The organism is Streptomyces sp. Pv4-95 (assembly GCF_045782725.1).
GTDB lineage: Bacteria > Actinomycetota > Actinomycetes > Streptomycetales > Streptomycetaceae > Streptomyces.
This window is the reverse complement of record NZ_CP127172.1, coordinates 2634502-2657769: the sequence shown is the minus strand read 5'-3', so window position 1 is coordinate 2657769 and position 23268 is coordinate 2634502. Positions and strand designations below refer to the sequence as shown.

The following is a 23268-nucleotide window of genomic DNA, read 5'->3' as shown; positions in this document are numbered from 1 at the left end:
GGGCCCGGGGCGCTCACCCGAGGAACTCCGCCAGCTCCGCGGTGAGTTGGGCCGGGGCGTCCTCCTGGACCAGATGCCCGGCCCCCTCGATCAGCCGCAGCCGCGCACCCGGGACGGCGGCGGCCAGCTGCTCGCCCTTGGCGGCCGGGATCCAACTGTCCTGCGCGCCCCAGCAGATCAGCGTCGGCAGGTCGAGCTCGCCGTAGCGGCCCTCGATCTCGTCGGTGAACCGCTGGTCGTTCTGCTGGATCTGCCGGTAGAACGCCGGCCGGCCCTCCTCCGTGCACCAGTCGTCGGCCAGCCGGTCCAGGACCGCCGGGTGCAGGCCCGGGTGGCTCGCGGAGGAGATGTACGTGTGCACCAGCGCCCGGTGCAGGTCCGGTGGCAGCTGCCCGAAGACCTCGGGGTGCGCGCCCAGCAGCCGGTAGGTGGGCGAGCCCCAGGGGGCCAGTGCCACCGGGTCGACGAGTGCCAGCCGTGCGTACTTCGCGCCGTGCAGCAGATGTGCCCGCAGTGCCACGCAGCCGCCGAAGTCATGGGCGACGACGGCGGGTTCGCTCAGGTCCCAGTGCGCCAGCAGTTCGCCGAAGACCCGGGCCTGCGCGGCGAGCGAGACGTCCTGCCCCTCCCGCATCTCCGAGGCGCCGTAGCCCGGCATGTCCCAGACGAACACCTGGTGGCGCGCGGCGAGGGCGGTGGCGATGTCGCGCCAGACGTACGACGAGAACGGCGTGCCGTGCAGCAGGACGACCGGCGGGGTGCCGGGGCGTGCCTTGCCGAGCGCGGCCCAGCGCACCTCGCCGGAGGAGCTGTGGAAGGAGCGGTCCAGAAGCCAGCGTGTCATGAGTGTAAGGCTAGACACTCCTTACGTTCATGTCGACGGGAACCGCGGAAGGGAGTCGGTTCGCCCGCCGCCGGGCCCGGCGCCTCCGCGCGCCGGAGATGCGCCCCCGAAGCCCGTGGCGCCTGCTCGTAGAATCGTGCGCACCATGGTTTACCTCGACCACGCCGCCACCACTCCGATGCTTCCGGAGGCGGTGCAGGCGATGACCGCCCAGCTGACCGTCACCGGCAATGCGTCCTCCCTGCACGCCGCCGGCCGGCGGGCTCGGCGCACCGTCGAGGAGGCGCGGGAGTCCCTCGCCTCCTCACTGGGCGCCCGCCCGAGCGAAGTCGTCTTCACCGCGGGCGGCACCGAGGCCGACAACCTCGCGGTCAAGGGGCTGTACTGGTCCCGCCGGGACGCCGACCCGGCCCGTACCCGCGTCCTGGCCAGCCCCGTCGAGCACCACGCCGTCCTGGACGCCGTGGAATGGCTCGCGGAGCACGAGGGCGCCCAGGTGGAGTGGCTGCCGGTCGACACCTACGGCCGGGTGCACCCCGACGCGCTGCGCGCGGCCATCGACCGCAACCCGGACGATGTCGCGCTCGCCACCGTCATGTGGGCCAACAACGAGATCGGCACGATCCAGCCGGTCCATGAACTCGCCCGGGTGGCCAAGGAGTTCGACGTCCCGCTGCACGCCGACGCGGTCCAGGCGTTCGGCCAGCTGGAGATCGACTTCGCTGCCTCGGAACTGGCCGCGATGACGGTCTCCGCGCACAAGATCGGCGGGCCGTACGGCATCGGCGCGCTGCTCCTGGGCCGTGAGTACGCCCCCGTTCCGGTGCTGCACGGCGGCGGCCAGGAGCGCCACGTACGCTCCGGCACCCTCGACACCCCCGCCATCGCCGCCTTCGCCGCCGCGGGGCGGCACGCCGTCGCGCACCGCGAGGACTTCGCCCGCGACATCGGCGCGCTGCGCGACGACCTGGTCAAGGCGGTCCGCGCCGCGGCCCCGGACGCCGTCCTCGGCGGCGACCCGGACCCCGCGGGCCGCCTCCCCGCCAACGCCCACTTCTCCTTCCCCGGCTGTGAGGGCGACTCGCTGCTCCTGCTGCTGGACGCCCAGGGCATCGCCTGCTCGACGGGCTCCGCGTGCACGGCCGGAGTCGCCCAGCCCAGCCATGTCCTCCTGGCCACGGGGATGTCCCAGGACCTGGCGCGCGGCACCCTGCGCTTCTCGCTGGGGCACACCTCCACCGCGCAGGATGTCGCGGCGCTCGCGGAGGCCATCGGGCCGGTCGTGGAGCGCGCGCGCAGCGCGGGACTCAGCTAGCGCCCGTCCGGGAGACCGGTGGTCGGTACCGCAGGGGGATGAAGATGGCGATGTCGCCGTCGGATGCGGCCCGGAGCCGGGCGACCTCGGCGTTCAGGTCGCTGCCGTCGATGACGCGGGTGCCCTCCCAGGGCGTGACCGGGCCGCTGCCCGCCACCACGGGCTTGGGCACCGCGTTCATGAAGGCGGTGACCTCGGGCATCCGCTCCGCGGCCGCGGGCGAGGTCCAGACGTCGGCGAAGTGCTCATCCGTGCGCCCGCCCAGCAGCAGGGCCCCCACTTCCCGGGTCTGACGCAGGTTCCAGCCCGCGGGCCGAACTCACGGACGGGCGCCGGTTCGTGCCGAAAAGCAGCGCCCCGGGCCTCGTTGGGAGGTGCCCGGGGCGTGCTGCCCTCGCGAGACGGTGTCGCCGCGCGAGGTGTCTGTGGTTATCCGAACTGGCCGGGCTGGTAGTCGCCGGCGGGCTGCTGGACGATGACGTTCACGCGGTTGTAGACGTTGATGAGGGCGATGAGCGACACCAGGGCGGCGAGCTGTTCCTCGTCGTAGTGCTTGGCGGCGTTCGCCCATGCCTCGTCCGTGACACCACCGGCGGCGTCGGCGATGCGGGTGCCCTGCTCCGTCAGCTCCAGCGCGGCGCGCTCGGCCTCGGTGAAGACCGTGGCCTCCCGCCATGCCGCGACCAGGTGGAGACGCACGGACGTCTCCCCGGCGGCAGCGGCGTCCTTGCTGTGCATGTCGGTGCAGAAGCCGCAGCCGTTGATCTGGCTGGCGCGGAGCTTGACCAGTTCCTCCGTCGCGTCCGGCAGCGTCGAGTCCGATATGACCTTGCCCGCCGAGTTGATGTGCTTCAGGAACTTGCCGGCGACCGGGTTGCCGAAGAGGTTCAAGCGAGCGTCCATGGTGAGTTCCTCCGTCGTATTTCGTGGTGACACACCTTTGACGGAGCTGATCGGAACGATGTGACAGGAAGGAATGTGACCTGCATCACATGTGGTGTCCTGTGGGGGAGCCGCTTCGGCCGGTCACGTCGGTTCCGGTGAGGCGGTGGCCGGGCCGGCGTCCAGGAGGCCGAGCAGGGCGTCGCGGTGGAGGTCCGCGATCGGGGCGAGGAGGTCGGGGTGGCGCAGCAGCGGCGCGGCATGGTGATCGCGCGGGCCGGGGATCGTCAGCCGGCGCGCGTCGCCCACGGACTCGACGCCGTGGCGGGTGCCTGCCAGGCATGCCGTCGCCGTGACGGCGAGAGCTTGGTCGGACAGCAGGCAGGCAGCCCAGCTGACGACGGTCTCGTCCACCCAGGTGCGCCAGGCGTACTCGGCCGTGTCCCGGGGGTGGGCATCGGTGCCGGTGCCGGTGCCGGTGCCGGTGACGGAGTCCAGCCGGTCGGAGCCGCCGGGGCCGACAAGGTTCAGCAGTTCGGCGTCCATTGCGGTGGGGTAGCGCAGGGCGGCGGCGATGGTGGCCGCCTGCCGCGCCTGGGCCTCGGCGAGGGCGTGGCTCAGCGAGCCGGTCGCGGGCGGGAACGCCGTCAGCAGCCAGCGGGCGCAGGCGGCAATGACGGGCGAGAGGTCACTGGACAAGGGGCCGTCCTTCGCGCGTGCCGGTCATGGCTCCGATTCCCGACCGTGAGCCGGTCGCGCGCACTCGTACGCCCCGGCAGCGGGGCAGGCCAGCGTATGGCCGCCGCTGGAGCGGGGACAGGGCGTGCGTCACAGCCGGGGGCCCGGTGCCGGGCCGACGGCCTCCCTCCGCGCATCGGTCAGAGCCACGCACGACAGGGGTGCGCACGACCGGCAGGCTCTGAGCCGCCGGATCGGTGCCCGAATTCCGCGGTCTCGCCGACACCTCCTGCCAGCTGCCCCCGTCGCCCGGCGACTGAGGCGCTCGGGCACGGGGAGCCGGCGCGGCGGAGGTGCATGCGTATGTGACCGATCTCCTACGCGCTCGGCTTGGGCGTGGGGGCGCGGCGCAGCTCGGCCCGCACGAGGCGGAGGTAGCGGTTCCAGTCCCAGTGCGGCCCGGGGTCGGTGTGGTCGGTGCCGGGGACTTCCACATGGCCGACGATGTGCTCGCGGTCGGCCGGGAGGCCGTAGCGCCGGCAGATGGCGGCCGTCAGCCGCGCCGATGAGGCGTACATGGCGGCCGTGAAGGACTCCGGGCGGTCCACGAAGCCCTCGTGCTCGATGCCGACGCTGCGTTCGTTGTAGCCGCGGTTGCCGGCGTGGAACGCCACGTCCAGCTCCCTGACCTGCTGCGCCACATGCCCGTCCTTGCGCACGACGTAGTGGGCGGCCGCGCCGTGCAGCGGGTCCTGGAAGACCTTCAGCGCCGTCGCGAAGCTGCCCTGCACGACATGGATGACCACCCTGTCGACCTCGTAGTCATCGGGGCGGTCCGCGAACCGCCAGTTCGCCGGGGATGCCTCCACCCACTGGGCGCCGCGGTAGTCCACCTCGCCGGCCTTGCGCGGTTTGCTGTTGCCCGGGAGGCGCCACCACCAGCGCGCCAGCTCCGCGCGCCCGCCGTATGCCGCCGCGCCCGCGGCGACCAGGCCGCCGCCCCCGATCCACAGCGCACGCCTGCGCGTGATCGCGGGCCGGTCCCCCTCACCCTCGGTCTTCCCCATGCGTTGCATAACGCTTTCGGGCCTGTCGCTGGTTCCGTCTACCCTGGAGGGGTTATGACTGACGCTCCCCGCCGCCTCCGCGTACTCGCCGCCATGTCCGGCGGTGTCGACTCCGCCGTCGCCGCGGCCCGCGCCGCCGAGGCCGGCCACGACGTGACAGGCGTGCACCTCGCGCTCTCCGAGAATCCCAAGTCGTTCCGCACCGGCGCGCGGGGCTGCTGCACGATCGAGGATTCGCACGACGCCCGCCGGGCCGCCGATGTCATCGGTATCCCCTTCTACGTCTGGGACCTCGCCGAGCGCTTCCGTGAGGACGTCGTCGACGACTTCATCGCGGAGTACGAGGCCGGCCGCACCCCCAACCCCTGCCTGCGCTGCAACGAGAAGATCAAGTTCGCCGCGCTGCTGGACAAGGCCCTCGCCCTCGGCTTCGACGCCGTGTGCACCGGCCACTACGCCACCGTCGTCCTGCGCGAGGACGGCACCCGCGAGCTGCACCGCGCCTCCGACATGGCGAAGGACCAGTCCTACGTCCTCGGCGTGCTGGACGACCGGCAGTTGGCGCATGCCATGTTCCCGCTGGGCGACACCCTCACCACCAAGCCGGAGATCCGCGAAGAGGCCGCCCGGCGCGGCCTGTTCGTCGCGAAGAAGCCCGACAGCCACGACATCTGCTTCATCGCCGACGGCGACACCCAGGGCTTTCTGGCCAAGCGGCTGGGCGCGGCCGAGGGAGACATCGTCGACGAGGCCGGCAACCGCCTCGGCACGCACGAGGGCGCGTACGGCTTCACGATCGGCCAGCGCAAGGGCCTGCGCATCGGCCACCCGGCCGCCGACGGCAAGCCGCGCTACGTCCTGGACATCTCCCCGGTCGACAACACCGTCACGGTCGGCCCCGTCGAGTCCCTCGATGTCACGGCGCTGACCGCCATCCGTCCCCGCTGGTGCGGCCGCCCCCCGGCCGCCGGAACCGCCACCTACACCGCCCAGCTCCGCGCCCACGGCGGCGAGACGGAGGTGACGGCAGAGGTGGTGGACGACACCGAACTCCGGGTCACCTTCACCGAGCCGGTCCGTGGCGTGGCCCCCGGCCAGGCGATCGTCCTCTACGACGGGAGCCGGGTCGTCGGCTCGGCGACCATCGCGACGACGGAGCGACGGGTGGCGGCGGGGGTCGAGTAGACCCGCGCCCGGTCAGTACGTGTAAAGCGCCGTGGTGTCGATTTCGGCGTCGATCGGGGCGCCGATCGGCACCGGCTCCCCGAACTCCGCCTCCAGCGACGCCCGGTAGTGCTCGCCGCTCGGGCGGGTGAGCCGCGCCGGGAGGCCCTGCGTGAGGGCGGCCGTGATCTCTTCGGCGGGCACGCCACGAGCGAGCCAGTCCGTGACGGCCGGGGCCAGCGCGGTGATCTCGCGCTCCGAGAGCAGCAGACGGCGGTCGCGGTGGGGGAGCCGGGCCAAGAGGTCCACGGCCTCGCGATCGGCTTCCGGGGCGAGGGAGAGGGGGCGGCTTCCCGGGAGGGTTGGCGGGGCGGCTCGGGGAACGGCTCGGCGGCCGGAGCGGGAGCGGGGTCGGATTCCTCGACGCGGGTCGACGCACGCTCCTCCGGCAGGCTCGGCACTCCCGGCTGCCCCGGGAGGTCGTAGGCGAAGGTGCGGGTGATGATCCGGCCGCGCGGGCCGCTTTCGACGCGTCGCTCCAGCCAGCCCTCGTCCTCCAGCTCGCGTAACGCCTCGGCGATGGTGACCTTGCCCTCGGCGAAGTGCGTACAGAGCGCCTCGATGGTGATCGGTGCGCCGTCGGGGAGCGACAGGATGTACGCGGCGACGCCGACCGTGACCGCGCTACCGGCGCGCTGCGCAAGGCGGTTGGCGAGGACGGTGAAGTGAGAGGTCTGGCGCGTACGGATGTGGGTGACGCCGCCGGAAGTGCGCGAGGGCGCGGACGAGGGCGCGTTAGACTGCGCTGAAGTCATGGGGAAGGGTTTCGCTTCCTTGTGATCAGGCCCTCGGACCGGGATTGCCGTCCCGCCGGGGGCCGTTCTGTGTGCGGTTGTGGTGCCACGTCGGGCGTGGCTCTGCGGCGAGCGTAACCCGCATTCCGGACGCTTCCGTGCCCAACTCACCCGATGGGGTGAGCGGTTGGAGCGGCGGTAGGTGGGTGGGGTTCTCTGCCCGGGTTCTTTGGTTGGCCGTCCGGCTCACCGGCGGACGGTGGGGCGGAACCTGGTGCCGCCCCACCGGTGTCCCGTCAGACGGCTTCCGGTGCGACCTGCGCGTATGCGACGAAGGACGCCCAGGATGCGGGGCTGACCGCGATCGAGGGCAACGAGATGTCCTTGGAGTCGCGGACGTGGACGGTGCCGGGGCAGGCAGCCACCTCGACGCACGCTTCGCCCTCGCTGCCGCTGTAGCTGGACTTCCGCCAGGCAACGGCGACTTCGACACAGGCTTCGCCGTCGCCGCCGCTGTAACTGCTCTTGAACCAAGCCAGTTCGGTGTTCATGCCTCTCCTGACAGCAGACGCTGAATGAGGGCTCGCGACGCCTCGGCGTCGAGGGCCTGAGATCGGATTGTCCCGTACCGGTGGCTCAGCACGCTGACGTCATCGGGTTCTGTCAGGAAATAGCTGCCCTGTTGGCCTTCCACGTAGCCGATCGTGTGGTGGTCCGGTGTTTCCAGCAGTGTCATCGGACCGTCCACGCCGGCGTGTGTCTCCCGGGAGAGTGGCATGACTTGGATCTGAACGTTGTGCAGCTCGCCCAGCTTGGTCAGGTGATGCAACTCGCCTTGCCATACGTGCCTTCCGCCAATCTTTCGCAGCAGTACGGACTCCTCCAGCACGAAGGTCATCCGGCATGCGGGCTTGCGTGTCTGGAGCTGCTGCGTAGCGAGGCGGGCCTGCACGACCTTGTCGATCTCCTCGTCGTCGAGGCTTGGCCGTCGCGACCGGAACACCGCCCGCGCATACTCCTCCGTCTGCAACAACCCGTGCAGGAAGTGGGTGGAGTACGCGTGCAACGCCAGGGCCTCCGCCTGGAGTTTGACGTACTCCTCGGCCCACGCCGGGTGATGCTTCTCGGCCACGTCGGGGATCAGGACGCGCAGCAGGCCGTCGGCGCCCAGGGCCGCGTCGATCGCGTCGACGTAGCCCGGCTTGGGCGGTCGTTCGCCGCGTTCGACCATCGCGATCAGGGACTCGGAGTATGGGACCAGCGCGCTCAGTTCGCGGCGCGTCATGCCGCGTTGCTCGCGTAAGTACCGGGACTGTTTGCCGAAGATCCGGAGGCTCACGGGCGGTTCGTCGTTGTGGGGCATCGCACACCTCGCACAGTTGCGGAGCGGTAGCGCACAGTAGGCGCTTTCCTGTGGTCAGGCTAGACGCGGGCGGGAAGGCTTGCCCGCATGACGAACGAACCACCACGATCCGAACCTTGCGCGCCGCAGATGAGGCTGCTGCCCTGGAGCACCCCGGACGACCGCCCCTGCTTCCTGATCACCGACGGTGCGGGCGGCCCGGTGTCCGATCTCGCCGACAGCATCGAGGAGATGCAGCTCGGCATCGGCGAGGAACTGCTGCGGCACGCGCGCGCCCTGCACGCCGACCCGAAGGTCCCGGACCGCGAATTCCGCTTTCTGTCGCGGCGGCTGGCGGAGGCGCTGAGCGACGCGTTACGGGTCGCGCGGAACTGACCGCAGGACGCCGGGCCGGAGCGGGGGTGGTGGTCCGGCCACCACCCCTCCTTCCCTAGGAAACGCCCTGGCCAGGGCGGTCTTCGGTGGTCCGGTGCGCAGGGAGAGGGCGAAGGTGTGTGCCGGGCACACCTGGGCCGGGGTGGGCGCGGCGCCGCAGTGTGGACTCACCGAACCGGATGAAGGGGGAGTCCGATGGGAGCACGAGCCGGAATTCTTGCCCGCGCCGACGTGACGCCGCACGACGTGGCGTTCGACAACGCGGTGACCGACCAAGCGGTGACCGACCACGCAGTGACCGACCGCGCCGACCACACCGACCACGTGATGCCCGGCGGCGCGGGGATCGCGCGGGACGCGTACGACACGTATGACGGCGACGTCTTCGGGCGGCGCAGGGCCGAGCGGGCCGCGAAGGCCCTGGACGCCTACCCGGAGCCCGGGCGGGCGCCCGACGAGCTGATCGCCGAGCTGGGCGGGCTGATGTTCGCCTCGCTGGCCCGCAGTGACCAGCGGCGCAAGGGCGAGCAGTACCTGCGGGGGCTGCTGGCCGCCGAAGGCCGCAAGTCGATCCGCAACATCGCGTCGTTCGTGGGGGACCGGGCCGCCGAACAGAGCCTGCACCACTTCATCAGCTCCTCCACCTGGCACTGGCGGCCGATGCGCGAGGCGCTGGCCCGCTACGTCGACCGTACGCTGCGGCCCGAGGCATGGGTGGTGCGCCCGATCGTCATCCCGAAGGCCGGCCACCACTCCGTCGGAGTGGAGCGGCGCTATATCCCCTGGCTCGGCCAGGTCGTCAACGGGCAGCAGGCGCTGGGCGCCTGGGGCGCGACCAAGGACGCGTCGATCCCCGTCGACTGGCAGCTGCTGCTCTCGGGCGACAAGGCCGGCGCCGCGGGCGGGCGCCCGACGGGCACCCCCGTGGACTGCGCCGCGGCGACGGTGGCCGGGCTCGGCAGCGGCTCGGGCATCCGGCCCCGGCCCGTCGTCCTGGACCTTCCGGACGCCGATCTTCCCGAGGCCGTCCGGCGGTTCGGCGGCAGCGGGATGCCGCTGGTGGCCGTCGCCTCCGGCACCACCCTCCTCACCTCCGCCGACCCGGTGCTGCCGGGCCTGGGCGACCGGGAGTTCTCCGCGCAGCGACTGCTCCACATGGTCCGTACGCTGCGGCGGCCGGTCGACTGGCACGACCCGCTGGAGGGGACCGTGCGGCGCAGCGACGTCGCAGCCGTCCAGGTGCGGCTCGCGGAGGCGCCGCGCTCCCGGCCCCTGCTGCTGGTCGGCGAATGGGACTCGCCGCGTGGCTGGCCGCGCGCCTGCTGGCTGACCGACCTGCGCGGCGTCAGCCCGGCCCGGCTGCTGCGGCTGGGCAAGCTCGCGCTGCGCGTGGACCGCGACGTCGCCGAAGTGTCCCCGCAGGTCGGCCTGATGGACTTCGAAGGCAGGTCCTACGAGGGCTGGCACCGGCACACCACCCTGGCCTCCGCCGCGCACGCCGTCCGGATCCTCGGCGGTGCGGACCGTGCCCTGCGCGCCGGCTGAGGCGGTGTGCCCGGTGCCCGGCGGGTCAGCGGGCCGGCTGCCCCGGGGCGCCGTCGTCGTACGGACGCAGCGCGCCGCGCACCCGGTGCAGGCGCAGGGCGAGCTGGATCTCCAGGGTCGCGGCGGGCTTCTGCCAGTCGGGGCCCAGGAGTTCGGTGATGCGCTCCAGCCGCCGGGAGACGGTGTTCGGATGCACATGCAGCGTCTCGGCGGCGTACGTCGGGCTGCCGCCCGCGTCGAAATACGCCTCCAGCGTCTGCACGAGCTGGGTGAAGCGCTGGGCGTCGTAGGCGATCACCGGGCCGATGGCGTCCCCGATGAAGCCCGCCACATCACGCACATCGCCCAGCAGTACGCCGAGGAAGCCGAGATCGCGGGCGGAGGCGGTGGTGCCCTGGCAGTCCAGCGCGGCCAGGGCGTCCAGGCAGCGCATCGCCTCCGCGAGTGCCGGGCGAACCGGGTCGAGACCTGTGAACGGGCCCGCCGCGCCGACCGTCACCGGGTGCTCCAACAGGGGCGTCAGCGCGTCGGACACCTCCTTCGCGGCGGCGCCCGCGTCCTCCCCGGGCAGCAGCAGCGAGATCACGCCGTCACGGATGCTGCGCAGCCCGCCCTTGCGGTAGGTGTAGGACGAAGCCCAGATGAGCGCCCTGCCCTGGGCCCCGCCCTCGGGTCTGGCGACCACCACGACATGCGGCCGGTTCAGATCGACGGACAGCCGGCGGGCCCGCTCCTCCAACTGCTCGCTCTGCCCCGGGGGCACCGCCAGCAGATCGTCGAAGAAGGCGTCGCGGATCTGGCTCTCGGCGATGGTCGTGCTGCGCAGCATCAGCTGCATGATCGCGGCGGTCCTGGCGGTGTGCTCCAGCAGCCGCTCGTCGAGACCGGCCGGGCCCTCTGCCGGGCGCACCACCAGGGTGCCCAGGTCCTCGGCGCCCGCGGCGATCGCCGCGACCCAGGTGCCGTCCGCCAACGGGACCGGGCGGCGGTTGTGGTGCGCGTCGAGAGCGGCCCTGGCCAGGGAATCCGGGAGGCACTCGGGCTGCTCGCCGGCCGGGGCGAGAGTGGCGCCGTCCGGGCCGAGCACCAGCACGGTGCTGTCCAGCTCCTCGGCGGCCACCCGGGCCAGGGAGTGCAGATCGCCGCCCTCCAGCACCAGATCGGTCAGCCGGGCCTGCGCGCCGTGGCCCCGCGCGGCGTCGGCGAGGCCGGACTTGGCGGCGGAGATGTCCATTTCCAGTTCGGCGATCTCGGCCTGAACGCGGTTGAGGGTGCGGGACTTCTCGATGGCGACGGCCGCGAGGTCGGCCAGCGAGGTCATCAGGGCGATCTCGTGCGGCGAGAAGTGCCGGACCTTGCGGTCCGCGCAGTACAGGACGCCGAAGAAGGAGTCGGCGTGCCGCAGGGGCACCGCCAGGATCGCGCGCAGCCCCTCGGCGCGGACGACGCCGTCGACCTCGTCGGAGTGGGTGATGCGGTCGTCGGAGAGATAGTCCGGTGTCCAGAAGGGCGCGGAGCCGTTCTGCACGTCCACCGCCAGACCGGAGGTGCCGGGCACGGGCATGCCCTCGGTCAGCGCGGTGGTCTGACCGTCCGCGCTGTGGACGTAGAAGTCGCCCGCCCGCTCCGCCGGGAAGCTGATGTAGGACATGTCCAGATGCAGCAGGCGGCGGGCGCGCTGCGTGATGACCTTCAGCAGGGCGGCGAGGGTGTACGGCAGGGTGAGGTCACGTGCCGTCTCGACCAGTGCGTTCAGGCCGGCCTCGCGCTGCTCGCGGTGCTGGAAGAGCGCCTGCACGCTCAGCGCGAGTTCCCTGGCGCGTTCTATATGGGTGAGTTGATCGGCCGGCAAGCCGGCGGCCCGCGCGTCATGCACGACGGTGTCGAAGGCGCTGGGCGGGGCTTCCTGGGCGAGCAGTTCGAGGACGGTGAGCGCACCGACCGCCGTCTCAGGACGCGAAATCACAAACTACCCCCCGGATGGAGCGAAATCCCCTCGCGCCTGGCTCGAACGTAGATGGTCGCGCCGGGGTAGTCAACGTTGATTTACCCCGGTGCCGGGTGAGGCACGTGTGCAGTGCTGAGGTGGAACAAAACCGTCCGGTCGAGGGTGTTCCGGGCACCGCAGAGGGCCTCGGAGAGTGTTGCCGGATGACCTTCTGGCCAAGGCCCACCGTGCGACAGGCTTACCGGCAGCGCGGCAACCGGCCGCGCCCAACCAGCCAACGGCACGGGGGAAAGCACCGATGCGTGCAGTACAGAGCTATACGCGGTCGCTCGAACGCAGTGAGAACGCCCGGACCAGAGCGGACCGTCCGCAGGTGTTCTCGATGCGCGGCCGGGAGTGGGACCTGCTCGACGAGGTCTTCGCACCCAACTACTCACCCTCCACCGGCGTTTCCCTCGAATTCCTGGGCTGCTTCGAGGACGTGGAACTGCCCCGCCGGGGCTCGTTGCTGGAGGTCGGATCGGGGACCGGCATCGTCGCGGTGATGGCCGCGCTGATGGGCTGCGACCGGGTGGTGGCGTCCGACATCAACCCGCACGCCGTCCGCAACACCGAGCTCAACGCCCGCCGGCACGGCGTCGCCGACCGGCTGCGCCCGGTCTACAGCGACCTGTTCGCCGCGCTGCCCGAGAACGAGCGCTTCGACGTGGTCTTCTGGCACTCCAACTACGTCCTCGCGCCCGCCGACTACCGCTACCGCACCACCCAGGAGTGCGCCTACGTCGACCCGGGATACGAAGCGCACCGCCGCTACCTCGCCGAAGCCCCCCGCTGGACCACCGACGGCGGCACCGCCTTCCTGCACTTCAGCAGCCGCGGCGACCTGGACGCCCTGCACGCCCTCGCCGAGGAGACCGGCCGCGCCCTGATCACCCGCCGACGCCGCGAGATCCAGGACGGCCCGGACACCGTGGAGCACCTGCTCCTCCAGGTGGTGGCGGCCTGATGCGCATCCTCCTGGTCGACAACTACGACTCCTTCACCTACAACCTGGTGCACCGGATAGCCGAGGCCACCGGCCACGAGCCGGTGGTGATGCGCAACGACGACCCGGCCTGGCGGCCCGAGACGCTCGACGGGTTCGACGCCGTGGTGCTCTCCCCGGGCCCCGGAAGCCCCGACCGCGAGGGCGACTTCGGCATCTGCCGGGAACTCATCCAGACCTGCGAACTGCCCCTGCTGGGCATCTGCCTCGGCCACCAGGGACTGGCCCACTGGCACGGCGGCACCGTACGCCGCGCCCCGGAGCCCCGGCACGGCCGCACCTCGCCCGTCCTGCACGACGGCACCGGACTGTTCGCCGGCATCCCGTCGCCGATGGAGGTGGTGCGCTACCACTCCCTGACCGTCACGGACCTGCCGGCCGAACTGGAGGCGACGGCCCGGACCCCCGACGGTGTGCTCATGGGGCTGCGGCACCGGCAGCGGCCCATGTGGGGCGTGCAGTTCCACCCCGAGTCCATCTGCACCGAGCACGGACACCAACTCATGCGGAACTTCGTGGAGTTGGCCGATCATCACCGTCCGGCTCGCGCCGTACCGCCGGCCACCGCGGCACGCGCGGGTGACCGCGACGGGAGCGCCGCGCCGCCGCGCCGCCTGGAGGTCCTGGTCGAGACGCTGCCCACCCGCTGGAGCGACGAGGTGGTCTTCGACCGGCTCTTCCGGGACGGCCCGCACCCCTTCTGGCTCGACGCGGCACGCCAGGACGCCGACCGCGGACGCTTCTCCGTCATGGGCGACGCGTCCGGCCCGCTGGCCCGCGTGGCACGCGCAGATGTCTCCGACACCACGGTCACCGTCACCGGCGCGCACGGCACCTCCCAGGTCACCGCGCCCTTCCTGGAGTGGCTCGACCGCGACCTGCGCGGCACGGACGTCAAGAGCCCCGCACTGCCCTGCGACTTCGCGCTGGGCTGGGTCGGCTACCTCGGCTACGAACTCAAGGCCCAGTGCGGCGGAGACCGGGCACACCGCTCCACGGAGCCGGACGCGACCATGGTCTTCGCCGACCGCGCCGTGGTCTTCGACCACCTGCAGCGCGTCACCTACCTGCTGGCCCTCGCGGAGGACGGCGAAACGGCCGCCGCCCGCGGCTGGCTGGCCGACACCGCACGGAAGCTGGCCGACACCACCGGCCGGACCCTCCCAGCGGCCCCCGGCGCGGCCCCCCTCGGCGCGCTGCGGCTACGGCACGACCGGGAGCAGTACCTGGGGCTCATCGCGGCCTGCCAGGAGGAGATCGCGGCGGGCGAGACGTACGAGGTGTGCCTGACCAACATGATCGAGGGGGCCGGGGGCCCCGACCCCTGGCAGACCTACCGGACACTGCGACGGGCCAGCCCGGCACCGTTCGGCGCGTACCTGGCCTTCGGTGACCTGTCGGTGCTCAGCACCTCGCCCGAGCGGTTCGTCCGCATCGGCGCCGACGGTGTCGCCGAATCGCGCCCCATCAAGGGCACCCGGCCCCGGGGCGAAACCCCGGCCGAGGACGACGCGCTGCGCGCCGCATTGCGGGCCGACGAGAAGGACCGCTCCGAGAACCTCATGATCGTCGACCTGGTCCGCAACGACCTGGGACGCTGCGCCGTGCCGGGCACCGTGCGGGCCGACGAGATCTTCCAGGTCGAGACGTACGAGACGGTGCACCAGCTGGTCAGCACGGTCCGTGCCCGGCTGCGGCCGGAGCACTCGGCGGTGGACTGCGTCCGGGCCGCCTTCCCCGGCGGTTCGATGACCGGCGCACCCAAGATCCGCACCATGCGGATCATCGACCGGCTGGAGGGCGGGCCGCGCGGCGTCTACGCCGGCGCCATCGGCTACTTCTCGCTCTCGGGCGCCGCCGACCTCAGCATCGTCATCCGCACCGTCGTCCTCACACCGGGCCGGGTCCGCTACGGCACCGGCGGCGCGATCGTCGCCCTGTCCGACCCCGCGGCCGAGTTCGAGGAGACCGCGGTCAAGTCGGCCCCGCTGCTCGCGCTGTCCGGCGGCTCCTTCCCGGACCGCCACCCGGTACCGCAACCGGCCTGACCGGGGCGGCGGGCGACCGGACCGACCGGGCAGGGGCTCACGGCGCACCACGGCCGTGCGGCCCCTGCTCCGGTTCCCCGGCCCGCTCGGACGGTCCGCCGCCCTGCCGCGCGGGTGCGGGTCGCCCGCCCCGACGCAACGGGCGCCGACTGTCCTGAATCCTCGCCCGTGCCGCCGAGCAGTGGTAACCCCCGTAGCCATCCGGGGCGTTCAGAACTCCGGGACGCTCAAGAGCTTCGCCACGCGCTCGCACAGTTCGTCCCACACGGCGCGACGGCCGGCCAGCCAGGAGCGCTCCAGATCGCCCGCGAGACGCGCGAAGCCGACCCCGAACTCGGCGAGCGCGGCCAGATCGAGGCGGGCGGAGACATGGCGCCCGGAGAGGGTGTCACCGCTCAGCAGCGCCCGCCGCGACACCGCGTCCAGCGTGCGCCGGGACATCGAACTCGTCACGCCCCAGGCCACCAGACCGTCGGCATAGCGGGTATCGGGACCCGCCGGGCCGCGCGCCTCGGTCGCCGTCCACACCAGCCGTGGGGGGTGGGCGCCGGCCGCGGCCAGTGCGCGCCAGCGGTCGCCGCCGAGCCCGCGTTCGTAGGCGTGGTAGACCAGCCGGGCATGGGCGAGGGCGGTGCGCCCCATGGGCGGGCGGCCGGGCGGCACCCCGGCGTCGGTGAGCCGGGCGTCGGCCGCCGCGTCGACCGGGGCGATGGGCAGCGAGACGGCGGTGTGCACCGCGCCGAGGCGGAGGCCCCTACGCCGTGCCCGTTCCAGACCTGTGAACAGCGCGTCCTGCACCTGCTCGTAGCGGTCGACGGAGAACACCGGCGTGACATCCACCCCGACGCCCTCGGCGACCAGCTCGCTGACCGCGCCCAGCGACTCCTCGGTGGGCGGCAGCTTCAGCAGCAGATTGGGCCGGTCCACCGCCCACCACGCCGCGCGGGCCTCGGCCGCCAGGGCACGGTCGGGTACCGGCGCCGGCTCGATGGAGACCAGGCCCGTACGGCCCGAACTCGCCCGGTAGGAACGCAGGAACACATCGCAGCCCCCGCGGGCGTCGAAGGCCAGCAGACGGCGGGCCGCCTCCTGAGGAGGGCTGCCGCGCTCGGTGAAGTCGTCGAGCTGGGCGCGGTAGGCGGGGCCCGTCAGGTCGTCGATGATGTCGTGGCCCGCGGTGGTGAGCCCGGCCAGCGGCCGCTCCGCGGCCAGCTTCGCCAGCTCGCCCGACGTCAGCAGCTCCCGGCTCAGTCCGTCCAGCCAGACCGACACACCTTCGCCCCGCAGCCGTTTGAGGCAGTCACCGGTGGGCCGTCGCATCGTCATGGGGCGCAGTTCTCCCCTCAGGGCAACGTTCGGAAGCCGACAGCCGGGTGTTCGGGTCGGGAGCCGACGGCCGAGACGTCCGGGGGGCGGGCGGGACAGGTTCGTCACGACCATAGGGGCCCCGTAAGGGGCACGGCAGGACCTGGTCGGCTACTTCGTCAGGTGCCGAACGCTTTTCGCCAGATGCCCGCCGCACCTGACGAAGAGCGCTCCGCCGGCTGGCCGGAGCCCCGGCGCCTTCCGCACTCTCGGGCTCCACCCCTGGCCCCGTCCGACCGACGGGCCGCATGCCGAGGAGGCCCACCGTGATCACCGCAGCCGTCGTCTACTACTCGTCCACCGGAAATGTCCACCAACTCGCCCGGTCCGCCGCGGAGTCCGCGCAGAAGGCGGGCGCCGAGGTGCGGCTGCGCAAGGTCGCGGAGCTGGCGCCCGCGGACGCGGTGGCGGCCAACCCGGCATGGGCCGCACACGCAGCCGAGACGGCGGACGTGCCGCTCGCCACCGTCGACGACCTGGACTGGGCGGATGTCATCCTCTTCGGCACCCCCACCCGCTTCGGCCTGCCGGCCGCCCAGCTCAAGCAGTTCATCGACACCACCGGCGGCCTGTGGGCCGAGGGGAAGCTGGCGCGCAAGGTGGCCGGCTCCTTCACCTCCACCGCGCAGGCCCACGGCGGCCAGGAGAGCACCCTGCTGGCGCTGAACAACACCTTCTACCACTGGGGCGCGCTCATCGTCCCGACCGGCTGGGCCGACCCGGTCCAGTGGTCCGCGCACAACGGCAACCCGTACGGCGCCAGCAGCGTCTCCGGCAACCAGCCGGGCGCCGTGCACGACGAAAACCTCGCAGCCGTCGCCTACCAGGCACGCCGCTGCGTGGAAATCGCCTCGGCGCTGGAGCGCGGAGGGCTCGGGGTCGGCTGAGGCGCGACCGCGACGGAGAGCGGCTGCGGCTGAGGGGCCCGGGCGAGTAGCCCGGGCCCCTCAGCCGCGCCGCCTCCCGGGCAGGCTCATCGCCACCGGCGGCCGGCCGCCGCACAGGCCCCGCAGAGGACCGCGGCAACCGTCGCGAGGGCGGCGAACAGAGCGGTGAACGCGCCCCGTTCGATCATCGGCGCGGCCAGGGCGACGCCCGCCGCGCAGGCCAGTACGCCCGACATCGCCAGGACGGACGTGGCCGTGCCGCGCGCTCCGGCGGGCAGCATGCGCGGCGCCCAGGTCTGGAGCGTGGTGTGCAGGGGGCCCCAGGCGCAGCCCAGCAGGATCGCGGCGGCGAACACCACGGGAACCGTGGGCCGGACCGCGAGCAGCGCCGCCGCCAGCAGGCTCGCGCCGCCGCCCAGGGCCAGCAGCCGGGCGGGACGGGCAGGGGCGCGCAGCCGTATCCCGACGGAGCCGGCGCAGACGCTCGCTCCGTACACCACCGTGACCAGCAGCGCGGCGTCGCCGCCGGGGCGGACCGCGGTCAGCGTGGGGGCCAGCAGGGCGGGCAGCCCGAGCATGACGAGCCCCTCGGCCGTGCCCAGCCCTGCCAGCGCCCACAGACCGGGGGAGCGGACGAGGCCGGTCAGCGGGCGGCGTACCCGTACGGCACCGGTGGCGGCCCCGGGCGGCAGGGCGCGCGCGTACCAGGTGAGCAGGGCGGCGAGTACCGCGACGACGGCGAACACCAGCCGCCAGCTGATGGACCGGGCCGCGAGCCCGGCCAGCACGGGCGTGGCGATGGCGGCGCCCGCCGTGAGGGTCATCATCCGCGCGTAGGCGCGCTGCCGGACGGTGGTGTCGCCGAGAGCGTCGTGGTAGAGCCCGGCGCAGGGCGCGACCGCGGCGAAGCCCGCGCCGCAGGCGGCGCGGGCGGCGACCCACAGGGCGGGGCTGTCGACGAACGCGGCCGCCGCGGCGGCCACGGCGGCGGCGGTCAGGCCCCAGCGCAGGGCCCGGCGCGGCCCGTACCGGTCGGAGAGCCGTCCCCACAGCGGCAGGGCCAGGCCCTGGCCCAGCGAGTAGGCGCCGATCGCGGCGGTGACCGTGGCCAGATCCGTGTGCAGGGACGTGGCCAGCACGGCCAGCAGGGGAGCGGTGAGGTGCCAGTCGGCGTTGCCGACGGCCGCCGCCAGATGGAGGCCGGGCAGCCGGGCGGCGGAGCGCCCCCGCGGTGCCGCGGGCGCCGGCGCGGGGGCCGGTGCCGGTGCCCCGACGGCCGGGACATCCGGGGCGACCGGCGCGGCGGAGGCCATTACGCGGCCTCGCGGCCCTCGTCAGGGCCGGTGTCGTGGGTCAGGACGTACCGGGTCAGTGCCACCCGGCAGCCGATGTCCAACTTGGTGAAGGCGTGCCGCAGATGGGTGTCCACGGTGTGCGGCGAGATGCCCAGCCGCCGCGCGACGGCCCGGTTGGTGAGGCCCTCGGCGACCAGCCGGGCGACCCGCAGTTCCGACCGGGTGAGACTGTCCCACCCGAATGCGCGGGTGGGCGTACGCCGCGCCTTGGAAAGTGGCTGAATGGACATCGAGAAATCCCGTCCGTGAATTCCGCAGAGCGGCGTGAACGACTGTTGCACGCCTGAGTCTCGGTGCGGACGGGAAGTGCGGACAACGCGGACGCGCCCACTTCGTCAAGTGGCCCGGACTAGGTCAACTCCGGGTCAGCCGGGGAAAGAGGGAAAGGGCGTTCGAGCGGCCCACGGCAACCCGGTCCTTTTCCGACCAGCCGTCATATTCCGCGAAGCCGGCGGTGTTCTCCGCGGTGTGCGCGGCCGGCATGAAGGGGAAATCGCTGCCGTAGAGAATGCGCTCCGGATCGGCGAGCTTCTGCAGGGCGGGCAGCGAGAACTCGTTCGCCGACATCGCGATGTCGTAGTAGAGGCGGCGCAGCGTCGCGATGACGTCGGCGGGCGCCCGGTCGGCCAGATAGGAGCCGATGGTCGGTCCGTACGTCAGGCGCTTGGCCAGGAACGGCAGCGTGCCGCCGGCGTGCGAGACGATCATCTTCAGGTGCGGCTGCCGGTCCAGGACGCCGTTGAACAGCAGGCTCGCGACGGTCCTGGTGGTCTCGAAGGTGAATTCGTAGAGCGACGGCGGAAGGTCGAAGGTCGCCAGGTCGCGGGCGGGCGGTGTGCCCGGGTGCACATGCACCGGAACCCCGCGGTCGGCCAGTTCCGCCAGCACCGGCTCGAACGCCGGATCGCCGAGATAGCGGCCGCGGTAGCTGGTGAGCACCCCCGCCCCGTCGAGCTTCAGCTCGTCGATCGCATAGCCGAGTTCGTCCTTGGCGGCCGCGGGGTCGGACAGCGGGAGCACCGCGAACGCTCCGAAGCGGTCCGGGTGCGCCTCGATCAGCCCGGCGAAGTATTCGTTGACCGTCCGGGCCATCCGGCGGGCGGCGGCGGGATCCGCGTCGTCGTCGAGAAACGTCACGCCGGGCGCGGTGATCGACAAAACAGCGGTACCTATGCCGTTGCGGTCCATCACCTCCAGACTTTCCTCCGGGGACCAGGTCGGATAATCGACCCCGGGAATCGCCACCCGATTTCCCAGCGATTTTGCATAGGCGGGCGGAATCGCATGGTGGTGGACATCGATGAGTGACGGCAGATCGTGCATTACGGCTCCCTCTTCCGGTGCGGGGCGCGGTTTCCGGTGCGGGGGCGCGGACCGGCGTGTTCCGCGGCCCCGGCACCCTTCCGTGCGGTGTGGGCGGGCGGCGCTGTACGTACGTCGCTATACGTACGTCGCGCCGTACTTGGAGACGATGCGCATCGCGTTCTCCACGTCGTTCTCGTACTGGCTCGGCGGGGGCGGCGGTGTGTTCTCGTCGGCCGGTGTGCCGACCTCGGCGAAGAACTGCTCCACCCCGCCCGGCAGAAACATGATCAGCATCTTGCAGGGCTGGTCGGAGACGTTCTTGAAGCCGTGCACCGTGCCGTGCGGAACGAAGACGAACGATCCTGCCTCTGCGGTCAGTTGGCGGTCGCCGTTGACGAGCTCCAGCTCCCCTTCGAGGAGGTAGAACGCCTCGTCCTCCTTGTGGTGGATGTGCGGCGGCGGGCCGCCGCCGGGCGGCACGATGCCCTCCATCAGCCCCAGGGCGCCGTTGGTGGTGTGCACATCGGCCTTGATGGTGTAGCGGTCGCCGAAGACCCAGCGGCTCAGGCCGGCCCCCGGCGGTACATAGATGGCGCGGGGCGCCCGCTCGTGATCGAAGCTCATCGCCGGCCCCCTCCCTACGCGCTGACGCCGCCGTCGATGACCAGGTCGTGGCCCACCGCGAAACCGGACTCCGGCGCGGCCAGCCACAGCACCGCGGAGGTCGCCTCGTCCAGCGTCCCGGCCCGGCCCAGCGGCAGCCCGGTCGCCATCCGGCCGGCGCGCTCCGCCTCGGTCTCGCCGGGCAGCAGCGGCCACAGCGGAGTGTCGATCGGGCCGGGGCTGACGGCGTTGATCCGGATGCCGTCGGCTATGTACTCCTTCGCCGCGGACCGGGTCAGCTGGGAGACGGCGGCCTTGGACGCGGAGTAGGTGCCAAGCCCCGGGATCGTCACATGGCCGAGGTTGGAGGCGTTGTTGACGATGACGCCGCCACCGTGCTCGCGCATGAAGCCGATCTCGTGCTTCATGGAGAGGAACACGCTGGTCAGGTTGGTGGCCAGCACCCGGGCGAACTCCTCGTCGGGGACCTCGGCGAGGCTGCCCGCGGTGAAGGTGCCGGCGTTGTTGAAGGCGATGTCCAGGGCGCCGTGCCGCTCGGCGACGGTCGCCACGACGCGGGCCACGTCCTCGGGCACGGAGACGTCCGCGACGACCGCGCTCGCCGTGCCGCCCTCGCTCTCGATCAGCTTGACCGTCTGCCCGACGGTGTCGGCCGTCCGGCCGGTGACGACGACGGCGGCCCCCTCGCGGGCGAAGGCCAGCGCGGTGTTGCGGCCGATGCCCGAACCGCCGCCGGTGACCAGGGCGACCTTCCCGGCGAAGCGTGCTGCCATGGTGAACTCCTCAGCTGTGCATGGGTGACATGCGTGTCATGGGGTGTCAGGTGGTGCCGGGCGACGCGGCCCGGCACCGAAACAGTGGCCCGGCGGCGGCCCGCACACATCCCACGAACACGTGATGTGCCGGGGTCCTCGGGCGCGTGACGCTGAGGGGTGTTCCACCCCCTCGCGCACGAGCGGGGTTCCCCACTGCCTGACCGGGAGTTTCCGCATGGCTGAAATCGCCGCTACCGACGTCCGACCACGCGGCCCGTCCGCGGGTCGCGAAGCACCCTCCGCGCGTCCCCCCTGGCCGGTCTTCTTCCTGCTCGCCGTCATCCAGTTCATGGTGATCCTGGACGGCAGCATGGTCGTCTCGGCCATCCCCTCCATCCAGCGCGACCTGGCCTTCTCGCCGTCCTCCATCGCCTGGGTGCTGGACGCCTACATGCTGGCGTACGGAGGGTTCCTGCTGGTCGGCGGCAAGGCCGCGGACACCTTCGGCCGCCGGCGGCTGTTCTGCTGCGGCCTGGTGGTCTTCACGCTGGCCTCGCTCGCCTGCGCGGTCTCCACCCAGTCCTGGCACCTGATCGCCGCCCGCGTCGCCCAGGGCCTGGGCGCCGCCCTGGTCTCGCCCGCCGCGTTCGCGCTGGTGACCGACCTCTTCGAGGAAGGCCCGCCGCGCAACCGGGCCATGGTCCTGTGGGGCGGCATGAACGGGGTGGGCGGGGCGGCCGGTGTGCTTCTCGGCGGCCTGTTCTCCGCCGTGGCCTGGCAGTTGGCCTTCCTGATCAACATCCCGATCGGCATCGTGGTGTTCGCCCTCGCGCTGCGGGCGCTCCCCAAGGGCCGCCCCACGACCACCGGCGGCATCGACCTCACCGGGGCGCTCGCCTGCACGGGTGGCCTGACCCTCGTCATCCACGCGGCCGTACGCGGCGGCGCGCAGGGCTGGCTGGCACCCACCACCTTGCTGCAACTCGCGGGCGCGGCCCTGCTGTTCGGCGCGTTCGCGGTACGTCAGCGCACGGCCCGCACCCCGCTCGTTCCGCGGGTGCTGTTCCGGATGCCCAACGTCGTGCTCGGCAACGCCGCGAACCTGCTCGCCGGGGCGATCCTGCTCGGCGGTTTCACCGTCGCGAGCCTGTACCTCCAGCAGGCACGCGGGCTCGACCCGGTGCCCGCCGCGGCCCTGCTGGTCCCGCCCAACGTCGCCGCGCTGATCGCCTCGCAGCTGTCCGGCCGGCTCATCGCCCGGCTCGGCGCGGTCACCACCCTGATCGGGACACTCGCGGTGCAGGCCGCGGCCGGCGCCTGGTGGGCGCTCGCCCTGGACGCCGACGGGCCGCTGCTGACCGCGTTCATCCTCCCGTCGGTGGTGTGGTGCGCGGCCCTCGGCGCGGCCCTGCCGTCCCTGTACGTGGTGTGCACCGGCGGGCTGACCGAGGACGTCGCGGGCAGCGCTTCCGGCTGGGTGCAGACGACGATGGCCGCGGGCAACGCGATCGGCGCGGCGGTGCTCACCGCGGTCGCCGCCGAACGTACCGCGGCGGCCTCCGCACCCACCGGCGCCGACGCGCTCACCTCCGGATACGCGGCGGGGCTGTGGGTCGCCGCCGGACTCGCCGTGGCCGGCGCCCTGCTGGCGCTCTGGCTACGGGTCCGCCGCACGCCCGCCCCGACACCCTGAGCACGCCTCCGCGCATCCTCCCCGCGCCCGAACCGGCCGCGCCCCCATTACAGGGGGCGCGGCCGGGGGCGTTGGGGGCCGGTGTGTGGCTCAGCGTCCGGGGTGCCCTGTCGTGCGTGAAGCCGGCGGCTGGGGTGCCTGGCGGACCCGTACCGGGCTGCGGTGCGGTGAACCTTCGAGCCGCTTGGGGTCGGTGCCCGGCTCACCGCCGACCGC

23 protein-coding genes are annotated in these 23268 nt (G+C 72.7%); 8 read left to right on the top strand and 15 right to left on the bottom strand.

Annotated elements, in window-relative coordinates; genetic code table 11:
• Positions 1-13: 13 nt before the first annotated feature.
• A complete protein-coding gene (locus tag QOM21_RS11650; RefSeq protein ID WP_407549846.1) occupies positions 14-844 on the bottom strand; it encodes an alpha/beta fold hydrolase in 831 nt (276 codons plus the stop codon).
• 145 nt (positions 845-989) lie between these two features.
• Here QOM21_RS11650 and QOM21_RS11645 point away from each other — a divergent pair, with 145 nt between their 5' ends.
• Positions 990-2159: a cysteine desulfurase family protein gene (locus QOM21_RS11645; protein WP_407555635.1), complete on the top strand. Its 1170-nt coding sequence runs from the start codon at positions 990-992 to the stop codon at positions 2157-2159.
• Here the strand turns inward: QOM21_RS11645 and QOM21_RS11640 are convergent.
• The 4 genes from QOM21_RS11640 to QOM21_RS11625 form a co-directional block, all read right to left on the bottom strand.
• Positions 2152-2439: a hypothetical protein gene (locus QOM21_RS11640; RefSeq protein WP_407549845.1), complete on the bottom strand. Its 288-nt coding sequence runs from the start codon at positions 2437-2439 to the stop codon at positions 2152-2154. The two genes, QOM21_RS11645 and QOM21_RS11640, sit on opposite strands and share 8 nt — an antisense overlap.
• A gap of 149 nt (positions 2440-2588) precedes the next feature.
• Entirely contained in the window at positions 2589-3062 is a 474-nt protein-coding gene (locus QOM21_RS11635) for a carboxymuconolactone decarboxylase family protein (protein ID WP_407549844.1), read from the bottom strand.
• Positions 3063-3185: 123 nt separating this feature from the next.
• Complete coding sequence (locus QOM21_RS11630; protein WP_407549843.1) at positions 3186-3740, bottom strand: hypothetical protein; 555 nt, start codon at positions 3738-3740, stop codon at positions 3186-3188.
• A 356-nt stretch (positions 3741-4096) separates the two neighbouring features.
• Positions 4097-4795 (bottom strand): N-acetylmuramoyl-L-alanine amidase, encoded by a 699-nt coding sequence (locus tag QOM21_RS11625; protein WP_407549842.1) that lies wholly within the window; start codon positions 4793-4795, stop codon positions 4097-4099.
• Positions 4796-4840: 45 nt separating this feature from the next.
• Between QOM21_RS11625 and mnmA the strand changes: the two genes are divergently transcribed.
• A complete protein-coding gene (mnmA, locus tag QOM21_RS11620; protein WP_407549841.1) occupies positions 4841-5971 on the top strand; it encodes a tRNA 2-thiouridine(34) synthase MnmA in 1131 nt (376 codons plus the stop codon).
• Positions 5972-5983: 12 nt separating this feature from the next.
• Here the strand turns inward: mnmA and QOM21_RS11615 are convergent, their stop codons facing one another.
• From QOM21_RS11615 to QOM21_RS11605, 3 genes are all read right to left on the bottom strand, one after another.
• Positions 5984-6259 (bottom strand): hypothetical protein, encoded by a 276-nt coding sequence (locus QOM21_RS11615; RefSeq protein ID WP_407549840.1) that lies wholly within the window; start codon positions 6257-6259, stop codon positions 5984-5986.
• 781 nt (positions 6260-7040) lie between these two features.
• Positions 7041-7295, bottom strand: a complete 255-nt coding sequence (locus QOM21_RS11610; RefSeq protein ID WP_407549839.1) for a DUF397 domain-containing protein — start codon at positions 7293-7295, stop codon at positions 7041-7043.
• Positions 7292-8107 (bottom strand): Scr1 family TA system antitoxin-like transcriptional regulator, encoded by an 816-nt coding sequence (locus QOM21_RS11605; RefSeq protein WP_407549838.1) that lies wholly within the window; start codon positions 8105-8107, stop codon positions 7292-7294. The genes QOM21_RS11610 and QOM21_RS11605 overlap by 4 nt, the downstream gene beginning before the upstream one ends.
• A gap of 87 nt (positions 8108-8194) precedes the next feature.
• Here QOM21_RS11605 and QOM21_RS11600 point away from each other — a divergent pair, with 87 nt between their 5' ends.
• A complete protein-coding gene (locus QOM21_RS11600; RefSeq protein WP_407549837.1) occupies positions 8195-8482 on the top strand; it encodes a hypothetical protein in 288 nt (95 codons plus the stop codon).
• A 195-nt stretch (positions 8483-8677) separates the two neighbouring features.
• Positions 8678-10027 (top strand): IS701 family transposase, encoded by a 1350-nt coding sequence (locus QOM21_RS11595; protein WP_407549836.1) that lies wholly within the window; start codon positions 8678-8680, stop codon positions 10025-10027.
• A 25-nt stretch (positions 10028-10052) separates the two neighbouring features.
• Here the strand turns inward: QOM21_RS11595 and QOM21_RS11590 are convergent, their stop codons facing one another.
• Positions 10053-11993, bottom strand: coding sequence for a helix-turn-helix domain-containing protein (locus QOM21_RS11590; protein WP_407549835.1), 1941 nt, complete (start codon positions 11991-11993; stop codon positions 10053-10055).
• Between the two features lie 280 nt (positions 11994-12273).
• On the opposite strand from QOM21_RS11590, the gene QOM21_RS11585 reads away from it, so the two are divergent.
• Together QOM21_RS11585 and pabB are read left to right on the top strand one after the other, a co-directional pair.
• The gene (locus QOM21_RS11585; RefSeq protein WP_407549834.1) at positions 12274-12981 is read left to right on the top strand and encodes a 50S ribosomal protein L11 methyltransferase; all 708 of its coding nucleotides are present in this window, start codon (positions 12274-12276) and stop codon (positions 12979-12981) included.
• Positions 12981-15068: an aminodeoxychorismate synthase component I gene (pabB, locus tag QOM21_RS11580; RefSeq protein WP_407549833.1), complete on the top strand. Its 2088-nt coding sequence runs from the start codon at positions 12981-12983 to the stop codon at positions 15066-15068. The genes QOM21_RS11585 and pabB overlap by 1 nt, the downstream gene beginning before the upstream one ends.
• A gap of 210 nt (positions 15069-15278) precedes the next feature.
• On the opposite strand, the gene QOM21_RS11575 is transcribed toward pabB, so the two are convergent.
• Complete coding sequence (locus QOM21_RS11575; protein ID WP_407549832.1) at positions 15279-16394, bottom strand: transaldolase family protein; 1116 nt, start codon at positions 16392-16394, stop codon at positions 15279-15281.
• 305 nt (positions 16395-16699) lie between these two features.
• Here QOM21_RS11575 and wrbA point away from each other — a divergent pair, with 305 nt between their 5' ends.
• Positions 16700-17320, top strand: coding sequence for an NAD(P)H:quinone oxidoreductase (gene wrbA / locus QOM21_RS11570; RefSeq protein WP_407549831.1), 621 nt, complete (start codon positions 16700-16702; stop codon positions 17318-17320).
• Between the two features lie 86 nt (positions 17321-17406).
• Here the strand turns inward: wrbA and QOM21_RS11565 are convergent, their stop codons facing one another.
• The 5 genes from QOM21_RS11565 to QOM21_RS11545 all read right to left on the bottom strand — a co-directional run bounded on the left by QOM21_RS11565 (position 17407) and on the right by QOM21_RS11545 (position 21377).
• Entirely contained in the window at positions 17407-18633 is a 1227-nt protein-coding gene (locus QOM21_RS11565) for an MFS transporter (protein WP_407549830.1), read from the bottom strand.
• A complete protein-coding gene (locus QOM21_RS11560; RefSeq protein WP_393895776.1) occupies positions 18633-18905 on the bottom strand; it encodes a response regulator transcription factor in 273 nt (90 codons plus the stop codon). Before QOM21_RS11560 ends, QOM21_RS11565 begins: the two co-directional genes overlap by 1 nt.
• A 124-nt stretch (positions 18906-19029) precedes the next feature.
• Positions 19030-19998 carry an amidohydrolase family protein gene (locus QOM21_RS11555; protein ID WP_407549829.1) on the bottom strand — a complete coding sequence of 323 codons (969 nt, stop codon included), beginning with the start codon at positions 19996-19998 and terminating at the stop codon, positions 19030-19032.
• A 117-nt stretch (positions 19999-20115) separates the two neighbouring features.
• The gene (locus QOM21_RS11550) at positions 20116-20604 is read right to left on the bottom strand and encodes a cupin domain-containing protein (RefSeq protein ID WP_407549828.1); all 489 of its coding nucleotides are present in this window, start codon (positions 20602-20604) and stop codon (positions 20116-20118) included.
• A 14-nt stretch (positions 20605-20618) separates the two neighbouring features.
• Positions 20619-21377 (bottom strand): SDR family NAD(P)-dependent oxidoreductase, encoded by a 759-nt coding sequence (locus QOM21_RS11545; protein ID WP_407549827.1) that lies wholly within the window; start codon positions 21375-21377, stop codon positions 20619-20621.
• 217 nt (positions 21378-21594) lie between these two features.
• Here QOM21_RS11545 and QOM21_RS11540 point away from each other — a divergent pair, with 217 nt between their 5' ends.
• Positions 21595-23052: an MFS transporter gene (locus tag QOM21_RS11540; protein WP_407549826.1), complete on the top strand. Its 1458-nt coding sequence runs from the start codon at positions 21595-21597 to the stop codon at positions 23050-23052.
• Positions 23053-23268 lie beyond the last annotated feature (216 nt).

Bases quoted from the DNA above. Each gene is read 5' to 3' on its own strand.
- mnmA (WP_407549841.1), top strand. From the start codon at position 4,841: ATGACTGACGCTCCCCGCCGCCTCCGCGTACTCGCCGCCATGTCCGGC.
- QOM21_RS11600 (WP_407549837.1), top strand. From the start codon at position 8,195: ATGACGAACGAACCACCACGATCCGAACCTTGCGCGCCGCAGATGAGG.
- QOM21_RS11605 (WP_407549838.1), bottom strand. From the start codon at position 8,107: ATGCCCCACAACGACGAACCGCCCGTGAGCCTCCGGATCTTCGGCAAA.
- QOM21_RS11575 (WP_407549832.1), bottom strand. From the start codon at position 16,394: ATGACGATGCGACGGCCCACCGGTGACTGCCTCAAACGGCTGCGGGGC.
- QOM21_RS11585 (WP_407549834.1), top strand. From the start codon at position 12,274: ATGCGTGCAGTACAGAGCTATACGCGGTCGCTCGAACGCAGTGAGAAC.
- QOM21_RS11560 (WP_393895776.1), bottom strand. From the start codon at position 18,905: ATGTCCATTCAGCCACTTTCCAAGGCGCGGCGTACGCCCACCCGCGCA.
- QOM21_RS11635 (WP_407549844.1), bottom strand. From the start codon at position 3,062: ATGGACGCTCGCTTGAACCTCTTCGGCAACCCGGTCGCCGGCAAGTTC.
- QOM21_RS11610 (WP_407549839.1), bottom strand. From the start codon at position 7,295: ATGAACACCGAACTGGCTTGGTTCAAGAGCAGTTACAGCGGCGGCGAC.
- QOM21_RS11595 (WP_407549836.1), top strand. From the start codon at position 8,678: ATGGGAGCACGAGCCGGAATTCTTGCCCGCGCCGACGTGACGCCGCAC.
- QOM21_RS11625 (WP_407549842.1), bottom strand. From the start codon at position 4,795: ATGCAACGCATGGGGAAGACCGAGGGTGAGGGGGACCGGCCCGCGATC.
- QOM21_RS11545 (WP_407549827.1), bottom strand. From the start codon at position 21,377: ATGGCAGCACGCTTCGCCGGGAAGGTCGCCCTGGTCACCGGCGGCGGT.
- QOM21_RS11550 (WP_407549828.1), bottom strand. From the start codon at position 20,604: ATGAGCTTCGATCACGAGCGGGCGCCCCGCGCCATCTATGTACCGCCG.
- QOM21_RS11565 (WP_407549830.1), bottom strand. From the start codon at position 18,633: ATGGCCTCCGCCGCGCCGGTCGCCCCGGATGTCCCGGCCGTCGGGGCA.
- pabB (WP_407549833.1), top strand. From the start codon at position 12,981: ATGCGCATCCTCCTGGTCGACAACTACGACTCCTTCACCTACAACCTG.
- QOM21_RS11650 (WP_407549846.1), bottom strand. From the start codon at position 844: ATGACACGCTGGCTTCTGGACCGCTCCTTCCACAGCTCCTCCGGCGAG.
- QOM21_RS11645 (WP_407555635.1), top strand. From the start codon at position 990: ATGGTTTACCTCGACCACGCCGCCACCACTCCGATGCTTCCGGAGGCG.
- QOM21_RS11555 (WP_407549829.1), bottom strand. From the start codon at position 19,998: ATGCACGATCTGCCGTCACTCATCGATGTCCACCACCATGCGATTCCG.
- QOM21_RS11540 (WP_407549826.1), top strand. From the start codon at position 21,595: ATGGCTGAAATCGCCGCTACCGACGTCCGACCACGCGGCCCGTCCGCG.